This is a genomic window from Methanomassiliicoccales archaeon, from assembly GCA_013415865.1.
Taxonomy (GTDB): Archaea; Thermoplasmatota; Thermoplasmata; order Methanomassiliicoccales; family UBA472; genus MVRC01.
The window spans coordinates 1,213,722-1,228,621 of record CP058896.1 but is presented as its reverse complement, the minus strand read 5'-3'; the positions used below and the strand labels follow the sequence as shown (position 1 = coordinate 1,228,621).

Annotated in this window: 17 protein-coding genes; 3 read left to right on the top strand and 14 right to left on the bottom strand. The window is 56.1% G+C overall.

Translation table 11 applies throughout. The features are described from left to right. The first annotated feature begins 4 nt into the window (after positions 1–4). Together purL and purQ are read left to right on the top strand one after the other, a co-directional pair. Entirely contained in the window at positions 5–2,332 is a 2,328-nt protein-coding gene (gene purL / locus HPY73_06145; protein ID QLH75060.1) for a phosphoribosylformylglycinamidine synthase subunit PurL, read from the top strand. Between the two features lie 11 nt (positions 2,333–2,343). Next, positions 2,344–3,180 (top strand): phosphoribosylformylglycinamidine synthase subunit PurQ, encoded by an 837-nt coding sequence (gene purQ, locus HPY73_06140; protein QLH75059.1) that lies wholly within the window; start codon positions 2,344–2,346, stop codon positions 3,178–3,180. Here the strand turns inward: purQ and HPY73_06135 are convergent, their stop codons facing one another. Further along, positions 3,181–3,864 carry a DUF120 domain-containing protein gene (locus tag HPY73_06135; protein ID QLH75058.1) on the bottom strand — a complete coding sequence of 228 codons (684 nt, stop codon included), beginning with the start codon at positions 3,862–3,864 and terminating at the stop codon, positions 3,181–3,183. 104 nt (positions 3,865–3,968) lie between these two features. Then, a complete protein-coding gene (locus HPY73_06130; GenBank protein ID QLH75057.1) occupies positions 3,969–5,012 on the bottom strand; it encodes an MtaA/CmuA family methyltransferase in 1,044 nt (347 codons plus the stop codon). A 78-nt stretch (positions 5,013–5,090) separates the two neighbouring features. Between HPY73_06130 and HPY73_06125 the strand changes: the two genes are divergently transcribed. After that, on the top strand, positions 5,091–5,909 hold the full coding sequence (locus HPY73_06125; protein ID QLH75056.1) for a DUF2099 family protein: 819 nt from the start codon (positions 5,091–5,093) through the stop codon (positions 5,907–5,909). Here the strand turns inward: HPY73_06125 and HPY73_06120 are convergent. The 12 genes from HPY73_06120 to HPY73_06065 form a co-directional block, all read right to left on the bottom strand. Next, the gene (locus HPY73_06120; GenBank protein QLH75055.1) at positions 5,906–6,262 is read right to left on the bottom strand and encodes a twitching motility protein PilT; all 357 of its coding nucleotides are present in this window, start codon (positions 6,260–6,262) and stop codon (positions 5,906–5,908) included. The genes HPY73_06125 and HPY73_06120 overlap by 4 nt on opposite strands. Positions 6,263–6,268: 6 nt before the next feature. Continuing rightward, the gene (locus HPY73_06115) at positions 6,269–7,492 is read right to left on the bottom strand and encodes a translation initiation factor IF-2 subunit gamma (protein ID QLH75054.1); all 1,224 of its coding nucleotides are present in this window, start codon (positions 7,490–7,492) and stop codon (positions 6,269–6,271) included. A gap of 10 nt (positions 7,493–7,502) precedes the next feature. Then, the gene (locus tag HPY73_06110) at positions 7,503–7,901 is read right to left on the bottom strand and encodes a 30S ribosomal protein S6e (protein ID QLH75053.1); all 399 of its coding nucleotides are present in this window, start codon (positions 7,899–7,901) and stop codon (positions 7,503–7,505) included. A gap of 203 nt (positions 7,902–8,104) precedes the next feature. Next, a complete protein-coding gene (locus tag HPY73_06105; GenBank protein ID QLH75052.1) occupies positions 8,105–8,377 on the bottom strand; it encodes a hypothetical protein in 273 nt (90 codons plus the stop codon). Positions 8,378–8,438: 61 nt separating this feature from the next. Beyond that, on the bottom strand, positions 8,439–10,193 hold the full coding sequence (gene infB / locus HPY73_06100; GenBank protein ID QLH75051.1) for a translation initiation factor IF-2: 1,755 nt from the start codon (positions 10,191–10,193) through the stop codon (positions 8,439–8,441). A 104-nt stretch (positions 10,194–10,297) separates the two neighbouring features. Then, the gene (gene ndk / locus HPY73_06095) at positions 10,298–10,750 is read right to left on the bottom strand and encodes a nucleoside-diphosphate kinase (GenBank protein ID QLH75050.1); all 453 of its coding nucleotides are present in this window, start codon (positions 10,748–10,750) and stop codon (positions 10,298–10,300) included. A gap of 4 nt (positions 10,751–10,754) precedes the next feature. Beyond that, complete coding sequence (locus tag HPY73_06090) at positions 10,755–10,991, bottom strand: 50S ribosomal protein L24e (protein ID QLH75049.1); 237 nt, start codon at positions 10,989–10,991, stop codon at positions 10,755–10,757. 18 nt (positions 10,992–11,009) lie between these two features. Next, positions 11,010–11,228, bottom strand: a complete 219-nt coding sequence (locus HPY73_06085; protein ID QLH75048.1) for a 30S ribosomal protein S28e — start codon at positions 11,226–11,228, stop codon at positions 11,010–11,012. A 15-nt stretch (positions 11,229–11,243) separates the two neighbouring features. Next, positions 11,244–11,615, bottom strand: coding sequence for a 50S ribosomal protein L7ae (locus tag HPY73_06080; protein ID QLH75047.1), 372 nt, complete (start codon positions 11,613–11,615; stop codon positions 11,244–11,246). 195 nt (positions 11,616–11,810) lie between these two features. Next, a complete protein-coding gene (locus HPY73_06075) occupies positions 11,811–12,749 on the bottom strand; it encodes a pyruvate synthase subunit beta (GenBank protein QLH75700.1) in 939 nt (312 codons plus the stop codon). Positions 12,750–12,778: 29 nt separating this feature from the next. Continuing rightward, positions 12,779–13,954 (bottom strand): pyruvate ferredoxin oxidoreductase, encoded by a 1,176-nt coding sequence (porA, locus tag HPY73_06070; protein ID QLH75046.1) that lies wholly within the window; start codon positions 13,952–13,954, stop codon positions 12,779–12,781. Beyond that, the gene (locus HPY73_06065) at positions 13,948–14,850 is read right to left on the bottom strand and encodes a 2-oxoacid:acceptor oxidoreductase family protein (GenBank protein ID QLH75045.1); all 903 of its coding nucleotides are present in this window, start codon (positions 14,848–14,850) and stop codon (positions 13,948–13,950) included. Before HPY73_06065 ends, porA begins: the two co-directional genes overlap by 7 nt. Between the last annotated feature and the right edge of the window lie 50 nt (positions 14,851–14,900).

Genomic DNA, 14,900 nt, shown 5'->3' with positions numbered 1-14,900 from the left:
CGGCATGACGATCGACCATCTTCTCATAAAAAGAAAGGTGCCCTTCGAGCTATACGATGTGGACCTTTTCTCGGCGACAGACAATGAGCTCAAGGAGCTCAGTATGAGCATGGGCCTCAACCTGAGCATCGAGGAGATGAAAAGGGTCCAGGAGCACTTCCGCGGGATGGGGAGGCTTCCGACCGATGTCGAGGTCCAATCGATCGCCCAGGCATGGAGCGAGCACTGTTGTTACAAGAGCTCGAAGGTCTTCCTTAGGGAGCATGTTTTCAACATATCGAACGATGATGTGCTGTCTAAGGGCGATGCCGGTGTCATGGTGTTCGATGATGAGCATGGCTATGCCTTAAGGATAGAATCGCACAACCATCCATCCGCCATTGAGCCCTATGGTGGTGCAGCGACTGGGATAGGGGGCATAGTCAGGGACGTGCTCTGCATGGGCGCGCAGCCCATAGGTCTTGTAGACCCGCTCTTCTTCGGGCCGATCGACAGGAACGTCAAGGTCCCTAACGGGATGAAGTCCCCGAAATACCTCGTAGGAGGGGTGGTGGCAGGGATAAGGGACTATGGCAACAGGATCGGGATACCGACAATAGCGGGCGGGATCTGGTTCGACGAGTCTTATGTAGGCAACTGCCTCGTCAACGTAGGATGTTTAGGCATCGTCAAGAGGAAAGAGCTCGTCACGAACGCCGTCAAGGGCGCGGGTGATGTGCTTATCCTGGTTGGAGGTAGGACAGGAAGGGACGGCATCCATGGGGTCACCTTCGCTTCAGCCGAGCTCAAGGCAAGCTCAGAGGAGGAGTCGCGCGGGGCGGTTCAGCTCGGCGACCCGATAACGAAGGAGCCTCTGATACATGCGTGCCTTGAGGTGAATTCCTTAGGTCTGATACATGGTATGAAGGACCTCGGCGGGGGAGGGCTTTCCTGCGTCGTAGGTGAGATGGCATTATCGGGCGGATGCGGGGCGGAGGTCGACCTGGACAAGGTTCCGCTCAAGGAAGAGGGGCTAGCCCCATGGGAGATCTGGGTTTCCGAGTCGCAAGAAAGGATGATGATCGCGGCACCAAAGGAGAACGTGAAAAGGATCCTCGAGGTATTCGACCTATGGGATGTGAACGCCTCTGTTATCGGTAGGGTGGTCCCTGGGAAGCATGTCGAGCTCAGGTTCAAGGGAGAGCGGGTCTTCCATCTCGACCTCGAATTCTTGACGAAGGGGCCTGAGTATTGCAGGCCGTCGAAGGTCGTATCCCCTCGGTCCAAGAGGAGCGAGGTCTTCCCCAAACTGCCAAGCGAGTTCGATGATATCTTGTTGAGGTTGCTGTCCGACCCGAACATCGCGTCCAAGGAGTGGGCCGTGAGGCAGTACGACCACGAGGTCCGCGGCAGCACTATCGTCAAGCCCCTGGCTGGAAGGATGAACCTGAGGGGGCCCTCTGACGCGACCGTCCTTAAGCCCTTGCCGAATTCGTTCCGTGGGCTGGCGGTAGCGGTCGGCGTGAACCCTTGGTTCACATCATTGGACCCCTACAGGGGCGGAGCCACCTCCATCGACGAGGCCTGCCGCAACATAGCCGCCGTCGGGGGAAGACCACATGCGATAACCAATTGTCTGAATTTCGGTAACCCCGAAAAACCGGAGAGGCTGGGGGAACTGAGAGAGGCGGTCGCAGGGATGGGGGATGCGTGCAGAGCGCTGAACCTGGCCGTGCCATCTGGGAATGTGTCGCTCTATAACGAGGCATCGACGGGATCATGTCTTCCGACGGTCACCGTCATGGGCGTCGGGATCGTTGAGGATATCAGGAAGGTCGTCACGACCGACCTGAAAAAGGAGGGGGACCCTCTCTATCTGGTCGGCACCACCAAGCCCCAGTTCGGGGGCTCCGCCCTTTTCCGTGTCTTCGGTGGAAAGGGAGGCGAGGTGCCTGACGTGGACCTGAAGGTCCTTGCTGCGTCGCTGGAATCCCTCAGGTCCGCCATGGACGCAGAGATTGTCAGGGCCTGTCACGATGTTTCAGATGGAGGTCTGGCGGTCACATTGGCCGAGATGTGCATCGGGGGTGACCTGGGTGCCGAGATAGACCTATCGGCCATGCAACTGCCCAACATCGTCTCCCTGTTCTCGGAATCTAACTCCCGGTGGGTGGTCGAGGTGGACAAGGGACGGGAGCTCGAGTTCATTGACAAGATGAAGATCCCAGCAGTGAAGATCGGGCATGTATCGGGCAATAGCCTGAGGGTCTTCAACGAGGTCGAGGTGCTGGAGCAGGGGGTCGACGTGTTGAGGGAGAGATGGAACAGCCCTCTCTGGGAGCTTCTAGGATAGGGGGTGCCTGGATGAAGAACGAGGAGATCAAGGTCTGTGTGCTCAGGATCGAGGGGACCAATTGTGAAGAGGAGATGTACCAGGCGTTCAAAGAGCTCGGCACCTCGCCTGAGAAGGTCCACCTGAAACAGCTCATCGGAAGGTGCCCTCGTAATATGGGGAGGACTCTGGAGGACTACCATCTGCTGGCCCTTCCGGGCGGCTTCTCCGCTGGCGATTACGTCCGTGCCGGGGCTATCTTCGCGGCGAGGATGAAGAGCGAGCTGGCAAATGAGCTCAGGACGTTCGTGGAGAAAGAGAGGCCCGTACTAGGTGTATGCAACGGCTTCCAGATATTGGTCGAACTGGGGCTCCTTCCGGCGTTCGATGGGGTGATGTCTGAGCGACCTGAGGCGGCGCTCTACACCAACTCATCTGGAAGGTTCGAATGCATGCCTACCATGCTCAAGCATGAGAACAGAGGGAAGTGCATATTCAGTCACGGTATTGGAAAAGGAAAGATTATGATGGTCCCTTGCGCACATGGCGAGGGCAAGCTCATGTTCTCCAAAGAGAAAGAGCGGAGGTCGCTTGAAAGGCTCGAGGAGAACGATCAGGTCGTGTTCCGATATGTTGACGAGGAAGGACGATATGCTGGATATCCTTGGTGCCCGAACGGTTCCCTGTCGAACATAGCAGGGATATGCAACCCTATCGGGAACGTCATGGGCATGATGCCTCACCCAGAGAGGGTCATGTTCAGATACACCCATCCCGATTTCATGAGGACCGGAGAGAACCCTAATGGTGCTGGTGACGGCAGGGCGGTCTTCGAGTCGGTGGTCGAGGCCATAAAGAAGAGAGGTTGATCATACCAGGCTGACCCTTACCTCGACCTCGCTTCCATCATTGAGGCCCAACGTCCTCCTGAGATGGTATTTACATAGTATCTCCAGGACGTCATCGTAGTGCGACCTTGACGGCATGACGACCGCACATTCGACATTCTGTATGGTGGCCTTATGGCATTCGACATCACCGAAGGTACGGCCGTTGCGCTCGAACCCTTTTACGATTATTGGCTTCGCCTTTTTCACGGTCTGGACCTTATGAAGTTCGCTGGCGGGGACCTTGACGTTCAAAGTCCCCTCATAGGGCGTGAAGCCCAGTTTCTCAGTGAACTGCTCGATATAACCAGGCTGGGTGACATAGTACTGACCCTCGCCCATGCCTGTGATGACGATCCCCTTTATCGCTATCTCGTCCCTCATCTCGAAGATACGCTGATATTCGCTGTATTCCTTCCTCAGTAGGTCCACTCCATTCTGGGTGAGCTTTATCCTTTGACGCCTTGCGCCCAGGTCCCTGCTTATGAGGCCGGCGTCGAGGAGCTCCAATATCCTCTTTGACGCTGACTGTTGGCTCATCTTGAGCATCTCGCCGAGTTCCCTCGAGGATATGACGACATAGTCATGCATCCCTCCCATCAACGCTATTCGCCTAAGGGCCAGGATGAACTTCTCATCGCCCTCTGACTGCGCGACATCGGACATGAGTAACGCCTCATTGGGTATTTACTCACCTATTAGTGAGCGGTGGCCCTATAAAAAAGGCCTGATTTAATCCTTTGCTGACCTTTCCCTGGTGGCCTAATTGGTCACATTGGCGAGGAAGGATGTGCTGACCTGATCGTGGCATGGACCATGGCCAGCATGTTAGACAAGGGGGTCCTTGGAGCAAAGCCGCAGCCTGGTGCGACCACATCAGTCCCATTCTCGATCGCTTCGATCGTTCTTGCTGCGACCTCGGGCGGCCCGTTCATCAGGAGGGGCGATACAGGCCCTATATTGCCTATACATGCAGCTCTTCCCCTGAGAATTCTCTTGACGGAAGATATGCTCATGCACTGGTCCACGCTGATCCCATTGAAACCGCATGAGGACATGAGGTCAAGGCTCGCAGAAATATCCCCGCATACATGCAGGATGGGGTATGCCCCCAATGAACCGGTCTTCTGAGCTATGGACCTGTGGCATTCCATTGCGATGGAGCGATACTGCTCTGGAGATAGGAGGTCGCCACTGGTGGTAGCATCGATCAGCGTGATGATCTCCGCGCCGGACGACACGAGCTCCTCGATGAACGTCTCGGTCCACTCTGTCACCCTCATCACGGCATTGCGGAGACCGTCTGGATCTTTCAAGACCTCCATGATGGTCTTCTCGACGCCATGAAGCTGGCACACCAACATGAAAGGACCGGTGACCCCGCATATCCGAGGGACGTCCTTGAGGGAGCGGTCTGAGGCCAATATCCTGACCGAGCGGGCCATTACAGGGGCTCTGCCTGAAGCTCTAGGGGACGGGATCTCAACGGTCAGGAGCCCTTCCAAGATGGGAAATCTAGCATTTAGGACCGCTGGCTGGCGGTCCACGGTCGCCATGCCTATCTCGGCCCCGAACGCAGATGCGTCCACCGTCACGTCAAAAGGTACCCTGACGCTCTCGATGCCTGCGCATCCATGGGCTGCCTTTGACAGTCTGGCCATGGCCTTGGGGTCGTTGTGCGCCCTCGGCCAATAGGCATCTGCCGACCGCATCAGTTCGACCGTGCCCGTCTGTAGGGGGGATGCACATGGTGGCCTGTCGACCTCGTGGCCGTTCAATACCGCAAACAGCCTGGACCTCTCGTTGAACGTCATTGTTTATCCGCTTCATTCAGGTTGATGGGCTGGTTACAATGTTTATCTATCTCCTGAGCGTTTAAAAAGCCTGATATCATGGGAAGGCACGTGATAGAGGCCATGGGCAAGACAAGGGTCGTCATCGTCGACGGGAAGGTCGTAGAGGTCGGGGAGCCTTTGATCAAGTATTGCCCGCTCTTCCATAAACATAGGGGCATCAAGGAGATCACACCAGAGGTCGTGCGCAGCAACATCGAGTTCAGGATCAGGGACTTTGGGATGTGCGCCCCCCATCGCAAGATGAGGATGAGGGACTTTCTCTCGTTCGGGGTCTCCGAGCTCCTCGGGATGGCCGTATCGCAAGGGATGTTGGACTGCGCGGTCATAGCCTGCGATGGAGCAGGGACTGTGATCATTGATGACCCTGAGATGATCCAGGGGATAGGGGGCAGGATATCGGGGATCGTTGAGACGTCCATCATCCCCGAGATCGTCAATGCTGTCGGGGCGGAAAGGGTCTTGGACCCCCTCAATGGAAAGATCGACATGTTCTTGGGCGCCCTCAAGGCCCAGGCGATGGGCTATCGTAGGATAGGGGTGACCGTCGCCTCGGCCCTCGACGCAGAGAGGATACGAAATGAGCTTGGCCCAAGTGCCGTCATTTTCGCGGTCCACACGACGTCGATGTCCGGAGAGGATGCCAGGTCCCTCTTCGAACATTGTGACGTGGTCACTGCTTGCGCATCCAGGGCGGTAAGGGAGGAGGCAGCCCGTCACGACGTGATAAAGGTCGGGAACAAGGTCCCTGTGTATGCTGTCACAGACATCGGAAAGGAACTGGTGAGGGCGAGGCTGGAACAGATCAAAGCTCAGCCGGTCGAAGGTCCAGAGGACCCGCCGAGGCCATGCGTCTAGATTTCATCAATGGTAAGATGGTTCTTCGAGCGGAGATAGATGACCTTGATCCCCTCCTTCCTAAGTTTTTTCTGCAAAGGGAAATCGTTCGTCAGCACATAGGCCCCGAGCTCTTTGGCCGCCTGGAGCACACCGGCATCCCCTTGCGTCCCCATCTCGTAGACCTTGTATTTGCTTGCCAAGGACAGTGCTGCCTTCGCATGCTTGTTCTTGGACCTTTTAAGCTCCCCTAACACCGGACCAGGGACATAGACCTCGCATTCTCCCAGCAGTTCCCTAAGCCCCAGATCCAAGTTGAAGTTGAACTCGAAAGGCATGAGGAGGGCGTTGGTGTCGAGCACAACACGGTGCATGCGACCTCACTGTATGATCCCATATCCGATCAGACGCCACTTGTTCGATATCTTCCTTGATATCGCAACGCGCTGTGACTTTTCCGCACATACCGGCAGCTTGAGCTGCACATCGATGCTCTCGGACCTTGCGCTCGTCACAACGCCGACGGTTGTCGCGGTCCCAACGCTCAGCATCAGCGGTTCGTTGGTCTTGATGTTCTCGACGACGAGGTCCTCTGCGGTCCCAACCACACGTTCCAAAAGCTTTGTGGTCATTGTCAATCTTTGGACCACCGGCGGGAGAGTTCCAGGCTTACCGACGACACGGCCGGTGAGGCCGTCCGACTTGGTCAATGAAGGGTCCAATTGGGTGCCGATCGCGATAAGCCCGCCAGGCTTGGCCTTTTGTATCTCGGTCGCGCCCACGTGCAATGAGACGATCTTGGTGGTTATCTTCTCCCAGGAGGTCTTGCCCCCAGGCAGATCGACCTTCCGGCCCGGCTGTACCTCTATCTCATCCCCCACCTCGAGCCTTCCTTGGGTGATGGATCCGCCGAGGACGCCTCCCTTCAGGTCCTTAGGCTCGGTGCCTGGCGTGTTGATGTCGAAGCTCCTCGCCACATACATCCTTGCTGGCTTCTTCTCATCGTGTTTCGGGGTAGGGATATATTTCTCGATAGCCTCTATGAGCTTGTCGATGTTAACATCATGATGGGCGGAGACCGGTATGATAGGGGCGTTCTCCGCGATGGTCCCCTTGACAAATGCCTTTATCTGGTTGTAATTCTCAAGGGCCTCTTCCTTGGTGACTATGTCGATCTTGTTCTGAACGATGATTATCTTCTCTACCCCGATGATGCTGAGCGCCATCAGGTGCTCTTTGGTCTGAGGTTGAGGGCATTTCTCGTTGGCCGCGACAAGCAGCAGCGCGCCGTTCATCATCGCTGCTCCAGATAACATCGTTGCCATCAACGTCTCATGTCCTGGCGCGTCCACGAATGACACGGAGCGGAGCACCTCTGCCTTCCCACCGCACAGGCAGGTGGACTTTGAGGTATAGGAACCGCAGTCAGGACATTTGTAGAATGTCACGTCCGCATAGCCGAGCCTGATGGAGATCCCTCTCTTGACCTCCTCTGAGTGCCGGTCTGTCCAGACGCCGCTGAGCGCCTTGGTCAGCGTGGTCTTTCCATGGTCGACATGACCGATCATACCAATATTCACTTCGGGCTGGCGGACTGTTCTCATCACTTTTGCCTCACTGCTTCGGGGCCTCTTCCTTCTTGATGAGGTCCTCGATGGGCTTTGCGCCGACCGCCGTGATCTTCATGTTCAACTGTACAGTGTCGGGCGCGATGGTGTTGCCACGGAAGGACTTCTTCTTCCTGAGGCCTTCCTCGGACGTGTTGAAGCCATGGCCTGCGGCCACGAGCAGCTTCTTCCTTCGGGGGCCTGGGAGGTCCTTGCGCATCGGGAAACCATCCTTGTCGCTCCCGCCGGTGACCTGTAGCTTGTAGCCAGGAAGGCCCACGAATATGCCATCCACCACATCCCCGATCTTCTTTCCGATCAGGGAGTTGGCGTGGTGGCCTGTGACGTTGACCTGGTATGACCTACCAGATTTCCCATCATTGATGACAGCTCTGAATTCGACCATATAATCACCTAAGAGTATCCGCCCTAATGTAGTTCCCCTTAAATAATTTTTCATTAGGGGGTTGGACTGGACAAGAGGGTCTCGATATATGAACCTTGGTTTTGCTGGACCTCGTTTTGTGAGTAAGAGCTCTCTATTTATCGTTCCAGGTTGAGCGGAAGCACAAGTTGAGCGTCATGACGTTCGATGATGAGCTTGTCGGGTCAGGGGGATGTGCTGTATAAAAGGTAAGCGAAGAAAAGCAGGAAGAGCAGGCCGAAGACCACCGTCAGGGCCAAAATGAACTTGACGAGCACCTCGATGCTCCCGCCGATGTGGGAGACCTTGGCCTCATAGCTCTGCCCCATCCTCTTATCTGTCACCGTCTGCAGCGTGGGCCTATAGGCCGAGTGAAGATTGGTGCCACAATGGGGACAATAGAGCTGCTCCTTCGATACATATCTCCTGCAACGGGGACAGATTGTTCTTCCCCACATGATGTTCCGATTGGTAGAGGTGATATTATTGATTGTCGTCTAGCTTATGTGAGGAGTGCGGTCACATCCCCCAGAAGGGCTCCTGCCTGCGCTTGATCTGACCGACCTCCTCCAGGACCATCTTCTCGTCCGAGTTGAGATTATAATCCCAGAGGTTCTTGAAGTCTGATTCATAGATGTCGATGTAAAGTATGTCCTCGACCATGATCTGACGTCCGACGGTCGGTCCTTCGATCGCTACAGCGACCTCCTGACCTGCGATCGCCTCTTTCAGCGTTTCCTCCCCGGACCTTATCGACCTGATCTTACCGATCTCCTTTCCATCCTTGTCGATGACGTTCTGACCATTACGTATACGGCCAGCAAGGACCCTGACGCCGACGATGGCCGGTTTGCTGACCCTGAAGACACAGTTGGGAAGGATCTTGAACTTACCAGGGAAGGATGTTAGGGCCCTTTTCGCCTCCTCGGCCCTGCGCTGTTCCTCGATGACATATTTCTGATAATCTTCGATCAGGCCATATACCACGTTGTTGATGAAGACCTTCGTATCATAATTGGGCAGGGCGTCCTTCGCGTCAGGAAGGAGAGAGACGTTGAACGCTAGGATGACCTTGTGCAAAGGCTCCGTGTACGCCGACACCTCTATGATGTCCCTGCGCGAGATGTCACCGACCTCATACTTACGGATGGGTATGGATGCCTTCTCGGCCTCAAAGGCAAGCGCCTCCAACGACCCTATCGCATCGGCCTTTATCATGACGCCTGCCTCCTGGGTCTTGATGGTGACCTTGGCCTCTTGGGCGATCTCGTCCATCACCTCTCTCTGGTTGGTGCCGGTTATGACCCTCAGAGGGGCTCCGGCAACGACCCCTTCAAGCGTCTGGCAACTGACCTTGACCCCGGCGGCCGCTGATATCTCCCTGACGGAATCGAACCTGTCCCTCGGGTCCCTTATCTCATCAAGAGGTTTCGGTTTTAGCACGGCCTTCACCTTGGTCACCAGGGGTCTTCCGCTCTTGGTCCCCAATGCCACGGTGTCCCCTCTCCTGAGCGTGCCGCTATAGATTATTACGTCAAGCGTCTGGCCTAGTCCTTTCTCTTCCTTGACCTCAAGGATCGTCCCTTTTGCGGGCCCTTCCTCTGTCCTCAGCTCCCCCTCGAGGAACTTTTGGGCCAGACCGATGAGCACCAGAAGGAGGTCAGGTATCCCTTCCCCCGTCTTTGCAGATACAGGGATGAGCGCGATGTTCCTTGTAAAATCCTCGATCCTATCATAACGGTCAGAGGAGAGCCCTTCCATGCTCAGCCTCCCGATGATCTCGTACATCCTGTTGTTCAGGCGGTCCTTGACCTCCTCAGGCTGCTTCCTCTCGGACAATATGAAGGGCATCTTAGGGTTCGATATCCATCCATCAACGAGGTCTATCTTGTTCATCGCTATGACGAACGGGGTCTTGAAGCGGCGAAGGATGCTGATAGATTCTATCGTCTGAGGTTTCAGACCTTCGTTCACATCGATGACCAGGACGGCTATGTCAGCGAGGGAACCTCCCCTGGCCCTCAAAGAAACAAAGGACTGGTGGCCAGGAGTGTCGATGAAAAGAAGTCCGGGCACGGTGAACCTCTTGGACCCCATGAGCTGTGCGCAGACCTTGTTTATGTGCTCCAATGGCACCTCGGTCGCGCCGATGTGCTGCGTGATGAAGCCGGCCTCCCTCGAGGAGACGGTCGTGCCACGGATGTAGTCAAGTAGACTGGTCTTGCCGTGGTCGACATGGCCCAGAACGCTCACTATCGGCTGCCTGATGCTCATAATTGTCGGATTAGGCATTCTCTATATGTATTTTCCTTAGAAACATAGGCCCGTCTCCGACGCTGGGATGGATGGGCCGAGAAAATGAAAAGGGTTTGTAGCCCTCACTCATAGAGCCATTTGTCAACGCTGCGGCTCCATGACTGGAGCTCATAGTCGTTGAAGAACAGGTCTATCTCGCGCTTTGCCGACTCGACCGAGTCGGAACCGTGCACTATGTTCCTTCCGGTCTGTTGCGCGAAATCCCCGCGTATCGTTCCAGGCGCCGCGTCCTTCGGATTGGTCTTCCCCATCATGACCCTCATGTCGGCCACGATGTTCTCTCCCTCCCACACCATCGCCAGGACGGGTCCTGAAGTGATGTAGTCGATCAGACCGTTGAAGAAGCCCTTGCCCTTATGCTCGGCATAGTGCCTCTCGGCGAGCTCGCGCGGGATGCGCATGAGCTTCATTGCGACAGGTTTGTAGCCCTTGGCCTCGAACCGGGAGACGATCTCGCCGATGAGACCGCGCTGGACTGCGTCTGGCTTTAACATGACGAACGTGCGCTCGATCATCCGCTCACGCCTTCTCTTCGGCCTTCGTACCGAGGTGCTTCTCGGCCTTCGTGGCCGCCTTGGTCTGCGCATATGCGCGGGTCCACTCGGTGGTGCGCGGGACTCGGCCCAACTCTATCATGTTCTTCTTGCACTTGTTGGTGCAGAACATGTACACCGTGCCATCCTTCTTGACGTACATCTTGCCTGTCCCGGGCTCGATGTTCGCTCCGCAGAAGGAGCATAGCTTTTGCTCGACCATCTTTCTTCCTCCATTTTATTAACGGATGGAGAGCTTCCTTGCTTCCCTGGAAGTCTCACGGAGCATCAGGATGTCGCCCATGCGGACTGGACCCATGATGTTGCGGGTGATGATACGGCCCTTGTCGCGTCCTTCCAGCACACGGACCTTGACCTGCGTCGCCTCGCCGGTCATACCTGTGCGCCCGATTATCTCCACGACCTCTGAAGGGATGCTCGTTCCCTCTTCCTCTGCCATTTCTCACACCTTTTCTTACTTCTTGAGCTTCTTGACCTGCTCGACCAGATTGTCAAGGACTGGCTTTCCCTTGCCCGCATCCAGGACCGCTATTGAAGCGGTCGGCTTCTCGAGCCCACAGGCGTTCCCCAGCTCCGCCTTGCTAGGCACATAGACATATGGAACGTTCCGCTCGTCCGCAAGGAAGGGCATATGGGCCAGGATCTCTGGGGGCTGGACATCCTCGGCCATGACGACAAGCACGGCCTCGCCGCGCTCGATGAGCTTGGTGACCTCATTGGTCCCTTTCTTTATTTTACCAGAGTCGCGAGCTAGCTCGACGACCTCGTAGGCCTTGTCCTGCAGTTCCTTCGGCATCTCGAACTTAACGAAGATTGGCTTTGCCATTCTTTTACCTCCTTCCGATGTTGTTGAACATCCTCATTATTCATTGGCTCAAAAGAGCAGGACGACACAAAGGAGTGGTCATATAAAAGGATTTGTAGCTTCTCAAGATGTCTTCGGAGGGTCTGTCCAGATGCCCATCTGCCTCATTGACCTCCTGCACGGTTCGGTCTCCGTCTAATTTTCCTCGGTGGCCTGTCATACCCCGTGAAGGGGGTCCCCATCGAAATGAAGCTCCTTCTCACCTTTGTAGATCCTGCAGACCGGCTGCTCGATGTCGTGCCCGTAATGATAGTACCATTTGTTGCACAGATATCTTTGAAGGTTGTTTAGGTCCTCGTTGTTCATATGTCGGAACCTGCCCTGAAGCTGCAGATATTCTGTCACGGGCCTCATCTCCTGCGGCCTATAGGTCGACCTTGCCTCCCCATCCTCGTATTCATAGAGCGTCCACATTCCGGTCTCTACTGCCAATCTCGCTATCTCCACTGTCCTTGACGATTCGATCTTCCAACCGGGCACGCAGGGCGTGAGCACGTGAAGAAATCTGAAACCTTTCTTCTTCTTTGCCTTGTCCACCTTCTTTATGAAGTCATTGAAGTGTGCGATCGACAAGGTGGCAGCATATGATGGGTTGTGGGCTATCACCACATCCATTATGTCCTTCTTCATCCGTCTGTTCCCCTGTATCCTTTTTCCAATGGGGGATGTGGTGGTCCAAGCCCCGAAAGGCGTGGCCCCGGACCTTTGGATGCCGGTGTTCATATAGGCCTCATTGTCAACACAGACATATAGGACGTCCTCTCCCCTGTCCGCCGCCCCTGAGAGGGCCTGGAGCCCTATGTCAAAGGTACCTCCATCACCGGCAAACCCTACCACGTTCCCTTGGACCCCTCTCCTTCTATGCGCGGCCTTGATGCCCGTGATGACCGCTCCAGTGTTCTCGAACGCCGTGAAGAAGAACGGGACCTTGAAAGCAGAGGTGGGATAGAGGGCGCTGAAGACGATGAGACAGGACGCAGGTACGTAAACGGTAGTTTCGCTCCCGAGGACCCTCATGATGTTCTTCACGGCGATGGCCACGCCGCATCCGGGACACGCCCCATGCCCGCTCAGGAAGTAGTCGTTCCTGGGCATTTGCTTGATGGTCGATATATCATCCTCGCTCAAGTCTGCACCCCCCTCAGCCCATGCCAGTTGACTCGCTTGACCTCCTTTCCCTCGGCGTCAGATCCGATGATCGCATAGATATCCCTCATGTCCCGGAGCGTGATGTCCCTCCCTCCAAGGCCCCCTATGTGGTCAGTGACCTTCAGGCCCTGGCCGCTGAGCGAGCTCGAGACCTCGGTGAACACTGGACCATACCTGTTGAAGCCGATGGACCGGTCGAACACCCCTACCGCCCTCAATCCCGAGCACACCTCCCTAAGCTCTTCATGCGGGAATGGCCTCATGAAGCGCAGCTTGATCAGACCGGCCTTCCTGCCCTGTGACCTGAGCTCGTCCACGATCGCGCGTGCCGTGCTGGTGGCAGTGCCCAGACAGATCAGGGCGTGGTCGGCGTCATCCATCTTGTAGGTGTCGATCAGACCTCCGTGACCTCGACCGAACCTCTCCTTGAACTCCTCATCCACTTCCTTTATGACCATCTTGGACCTCTCGACCGTGCGGTCCAGCTGATACCGCATTTCCATAGCATATTCGGGCGGGACTATCGCGTTTATCGTCGAAGGGTCCTCAGGGTCCAACGCGAAGGCGGGCTTGAACCTCGGAAGGAATGCGTCGACATCTTCCTGCTCTGGGACCTCCACCCTCTCCACCGTGTGCGAGAGGATGAACCCGTCAAGACAGACCATTATTGGCAGGAGGACCCTCTCGTCCTCAGCGATGCGGTAGGCCTGGAGCACCATATCTAGGGCCTCCTGCCCATCCTCCACATAGACCTGCAACCACCCTGACTCTCGTTCGGGCATCGAGTCGTTGTGCTCGACCCATATCCCGGCCGCCGCGCCAAGGCTCCTGTTGACATTGACCATCACCACGGGCAACCTGTTCTGCGGCGCGGCATAGAGCATCTCATGCATCAATGCCAGTCCCTGGGATGCCGTGGCCGTGAACGTCCTTACTCCTCCCGCCGAGGCCCCTACCGCGATGCTCATGACGCTGTGCTCGCTCTCCGCGGTTATAAGGTCGGCATCCATCTCCCCATCAGCGATGAACTCCGCCAAGAGCTCCATTATCAAGGTCTGCGGGGTGATCGGGAAAGCTGGTATCACCTCAGCTTTCGCCCTTCTGACGGCCCAGGCGACCGCATGGTCTGCGCTGAGCACTTTCATCACCACTCTGTCACCCCCCTTGTCATCTCGATCGCGTTGACAGGGCAGACGTTGGAACAGATGCCGCACCCTTTGCAATACCTATAATCCCAGCTCACATGGTCGTCCTCTGACCTTTTTATGCACCCCTCAGGACAGCAGAACCAGCATCTAAGGCATCTGATACATTTGTCCTTCAGATACCTTGGCGTCGCGTTCCTCCATGTACCGGTCAGGTTCTGCATCGAACCGCCTGGGCCCACGGCCACGCCATCTATATGCTCAGGATAGACCGTTGTTCCGGTCGGCAGCTCCTCCCATGTCGGGAGCCAGACCTTCTTTTGAAAGATCGTTCTATCAGCTTTGCAGATGCCCGTCCTTGTCTTTTCGAATGCCAGCTCTGCCGCCAATATGTTGGCCTCTGCCGCCCTCGGACCTAGCTTCTCACCGAACCTGTCCTCGATCGCCCTCTTGACCGTCTCCAATGTGACCAGGTCCGACATCCTTGCCACGGCCCCTAACATCGCGGTGTTGACCGCCGGGGCCTTGATGGCCTCCATTGCTATCGAGCTTGCATCGACCGTCGCGCATCTGACAGATATACCAAGGTCTAGCTCATCTGGGGACTTGGTGGTGTTCACGACCGCCATACCTTCCTCTGTGAGACCGTCCACGACCGGGTCTATCTCCAGAAGAGACTCGTCAAGGATCACGACCATATCGGGCTCGTAGATCTGTGATTTGATCGATATCCTCTTATCATCGATGCGGGCAAATGCCCTGACCGGGGCTCCTCTCCGTTCAGCCCCGAAATAAGGGAAGGCCTGTGCATGATGGCCCAATAATATAGCTGCCTCGGCCAGGGTCTGCGCGGCCATCACGGCCCCCTGCCCGCCCCTCCCATGGAAACGTACCTCGTACACATTAACACCATTCTGAATAGGCCAGGAGAAAATATAAAATCATGATGGTA

Excerpts from the sequence above, each read along its gene's own strand:
- purL (QLH75060.1), top strand. The coding sequence starts at position 5 with ATGACGATCGACCATCTTCTCATAAAAAGAAAGGTGCCCTTCGAGCTA.
- purQ (QLH75059.1), top strand. The coding sequence starts at position 2,344 with ATGAAGAACGAGGAGATCAAGGTCTGTGTGCTCAGGATCGAGGGGACC.
- HPY73_06135 (QLH75058.1), bottom strand. The coding sequence starts at position 3,864 with ATGTCCGATGTCGCGCAGTCAGAGGGCGATGAGAAGTTCATCCTGGCC.
- HPY73_06130 (QLH75057.1), bottom strand. The coding sequence starts at position 5,012 with ATGACGTTCAACGAGAGGTCCAGGCTGTTTGCGGTATTGAACGGCCAC.
- HPY73_06125 (QLH75056.1), top strand. The coding sequence starts at position 5,091 with ATGGGAAGGCACGTGATAGAGGCCATGGGCAAGACAAGGGTCGTCATC.
- HPY73_06120 (QLH75055.1), bottom strand. The coding sequence starts at position 6,262 with ATGCACCGTGTTGTGCTCGACACCAACGCCCTCCTCATGCCTTTCGAG.
- HPY73_06115 (QLH75054.1), bottom strand. The coding sequence starts at position 7,492 with ATGAGAACAGTCCGCCAGCCCGAAGTGAATATTGGTATGATCGGTCAT.
- HPY73_06110 (QLH75053.1), bottom strand. The coding sequence starts at position 7,901 with ATGGTCGAATTCAGAGCTGTCATCAATGATGGGAAATCTGGTAGGTCA.
- HPY73_06105 (QLH75052.1), bottom strand. The coding sequence starts at position 8,377 with ATGTGGGGAAGAACAATCTGTCCCCGTTGCAGGAGATATGTATCGAAG.
- infB (QLH75051.1), bottom strand. The coding sequence starts at position 10,193 with ATGAGCATCAGGCAGCCGATAGTGAGCGTTCTGGGCCATGTCGACCAC.
- ndk (QLH75050.1), bottom strand. The coding sequence starts at position 10,750 with ATGATCGAGCGCACGTTCGTCATGTTAAAGCCAGACGCAGTCCAGCGC.
- HPY73_06090 (QLH75049.1), bottom strand. The coding sequence starts at position 10,991 with ATGGTCGAGCAAAAGCTATGCTCCTTCTGCGGAGCGAACATCGAGCCC.
- HPY73_06085 (QLH75048.1), bottom strand. The coding sequence starts at position 11,228 with ATGGCAGAGGAAGAGGGAACGAGCATCCCTTCAGAGGTCGTGGAGATA.
- HPY73_06080 (QLH75047.1), bottom strand. The coding sequence starts at position 11,615 with ATGGCAAAGCCAATCTTCGTTAAGTTCGAGATGCCGAAGGAACTGCAG.
- HPY73_06075 (QLH75700.1), bottom strand. The coding sequence starts at position 12,749 with ATGCCCAGGAACGACTACTTCCTGAGCGGGCATGGGGCGTGTCCCGGA.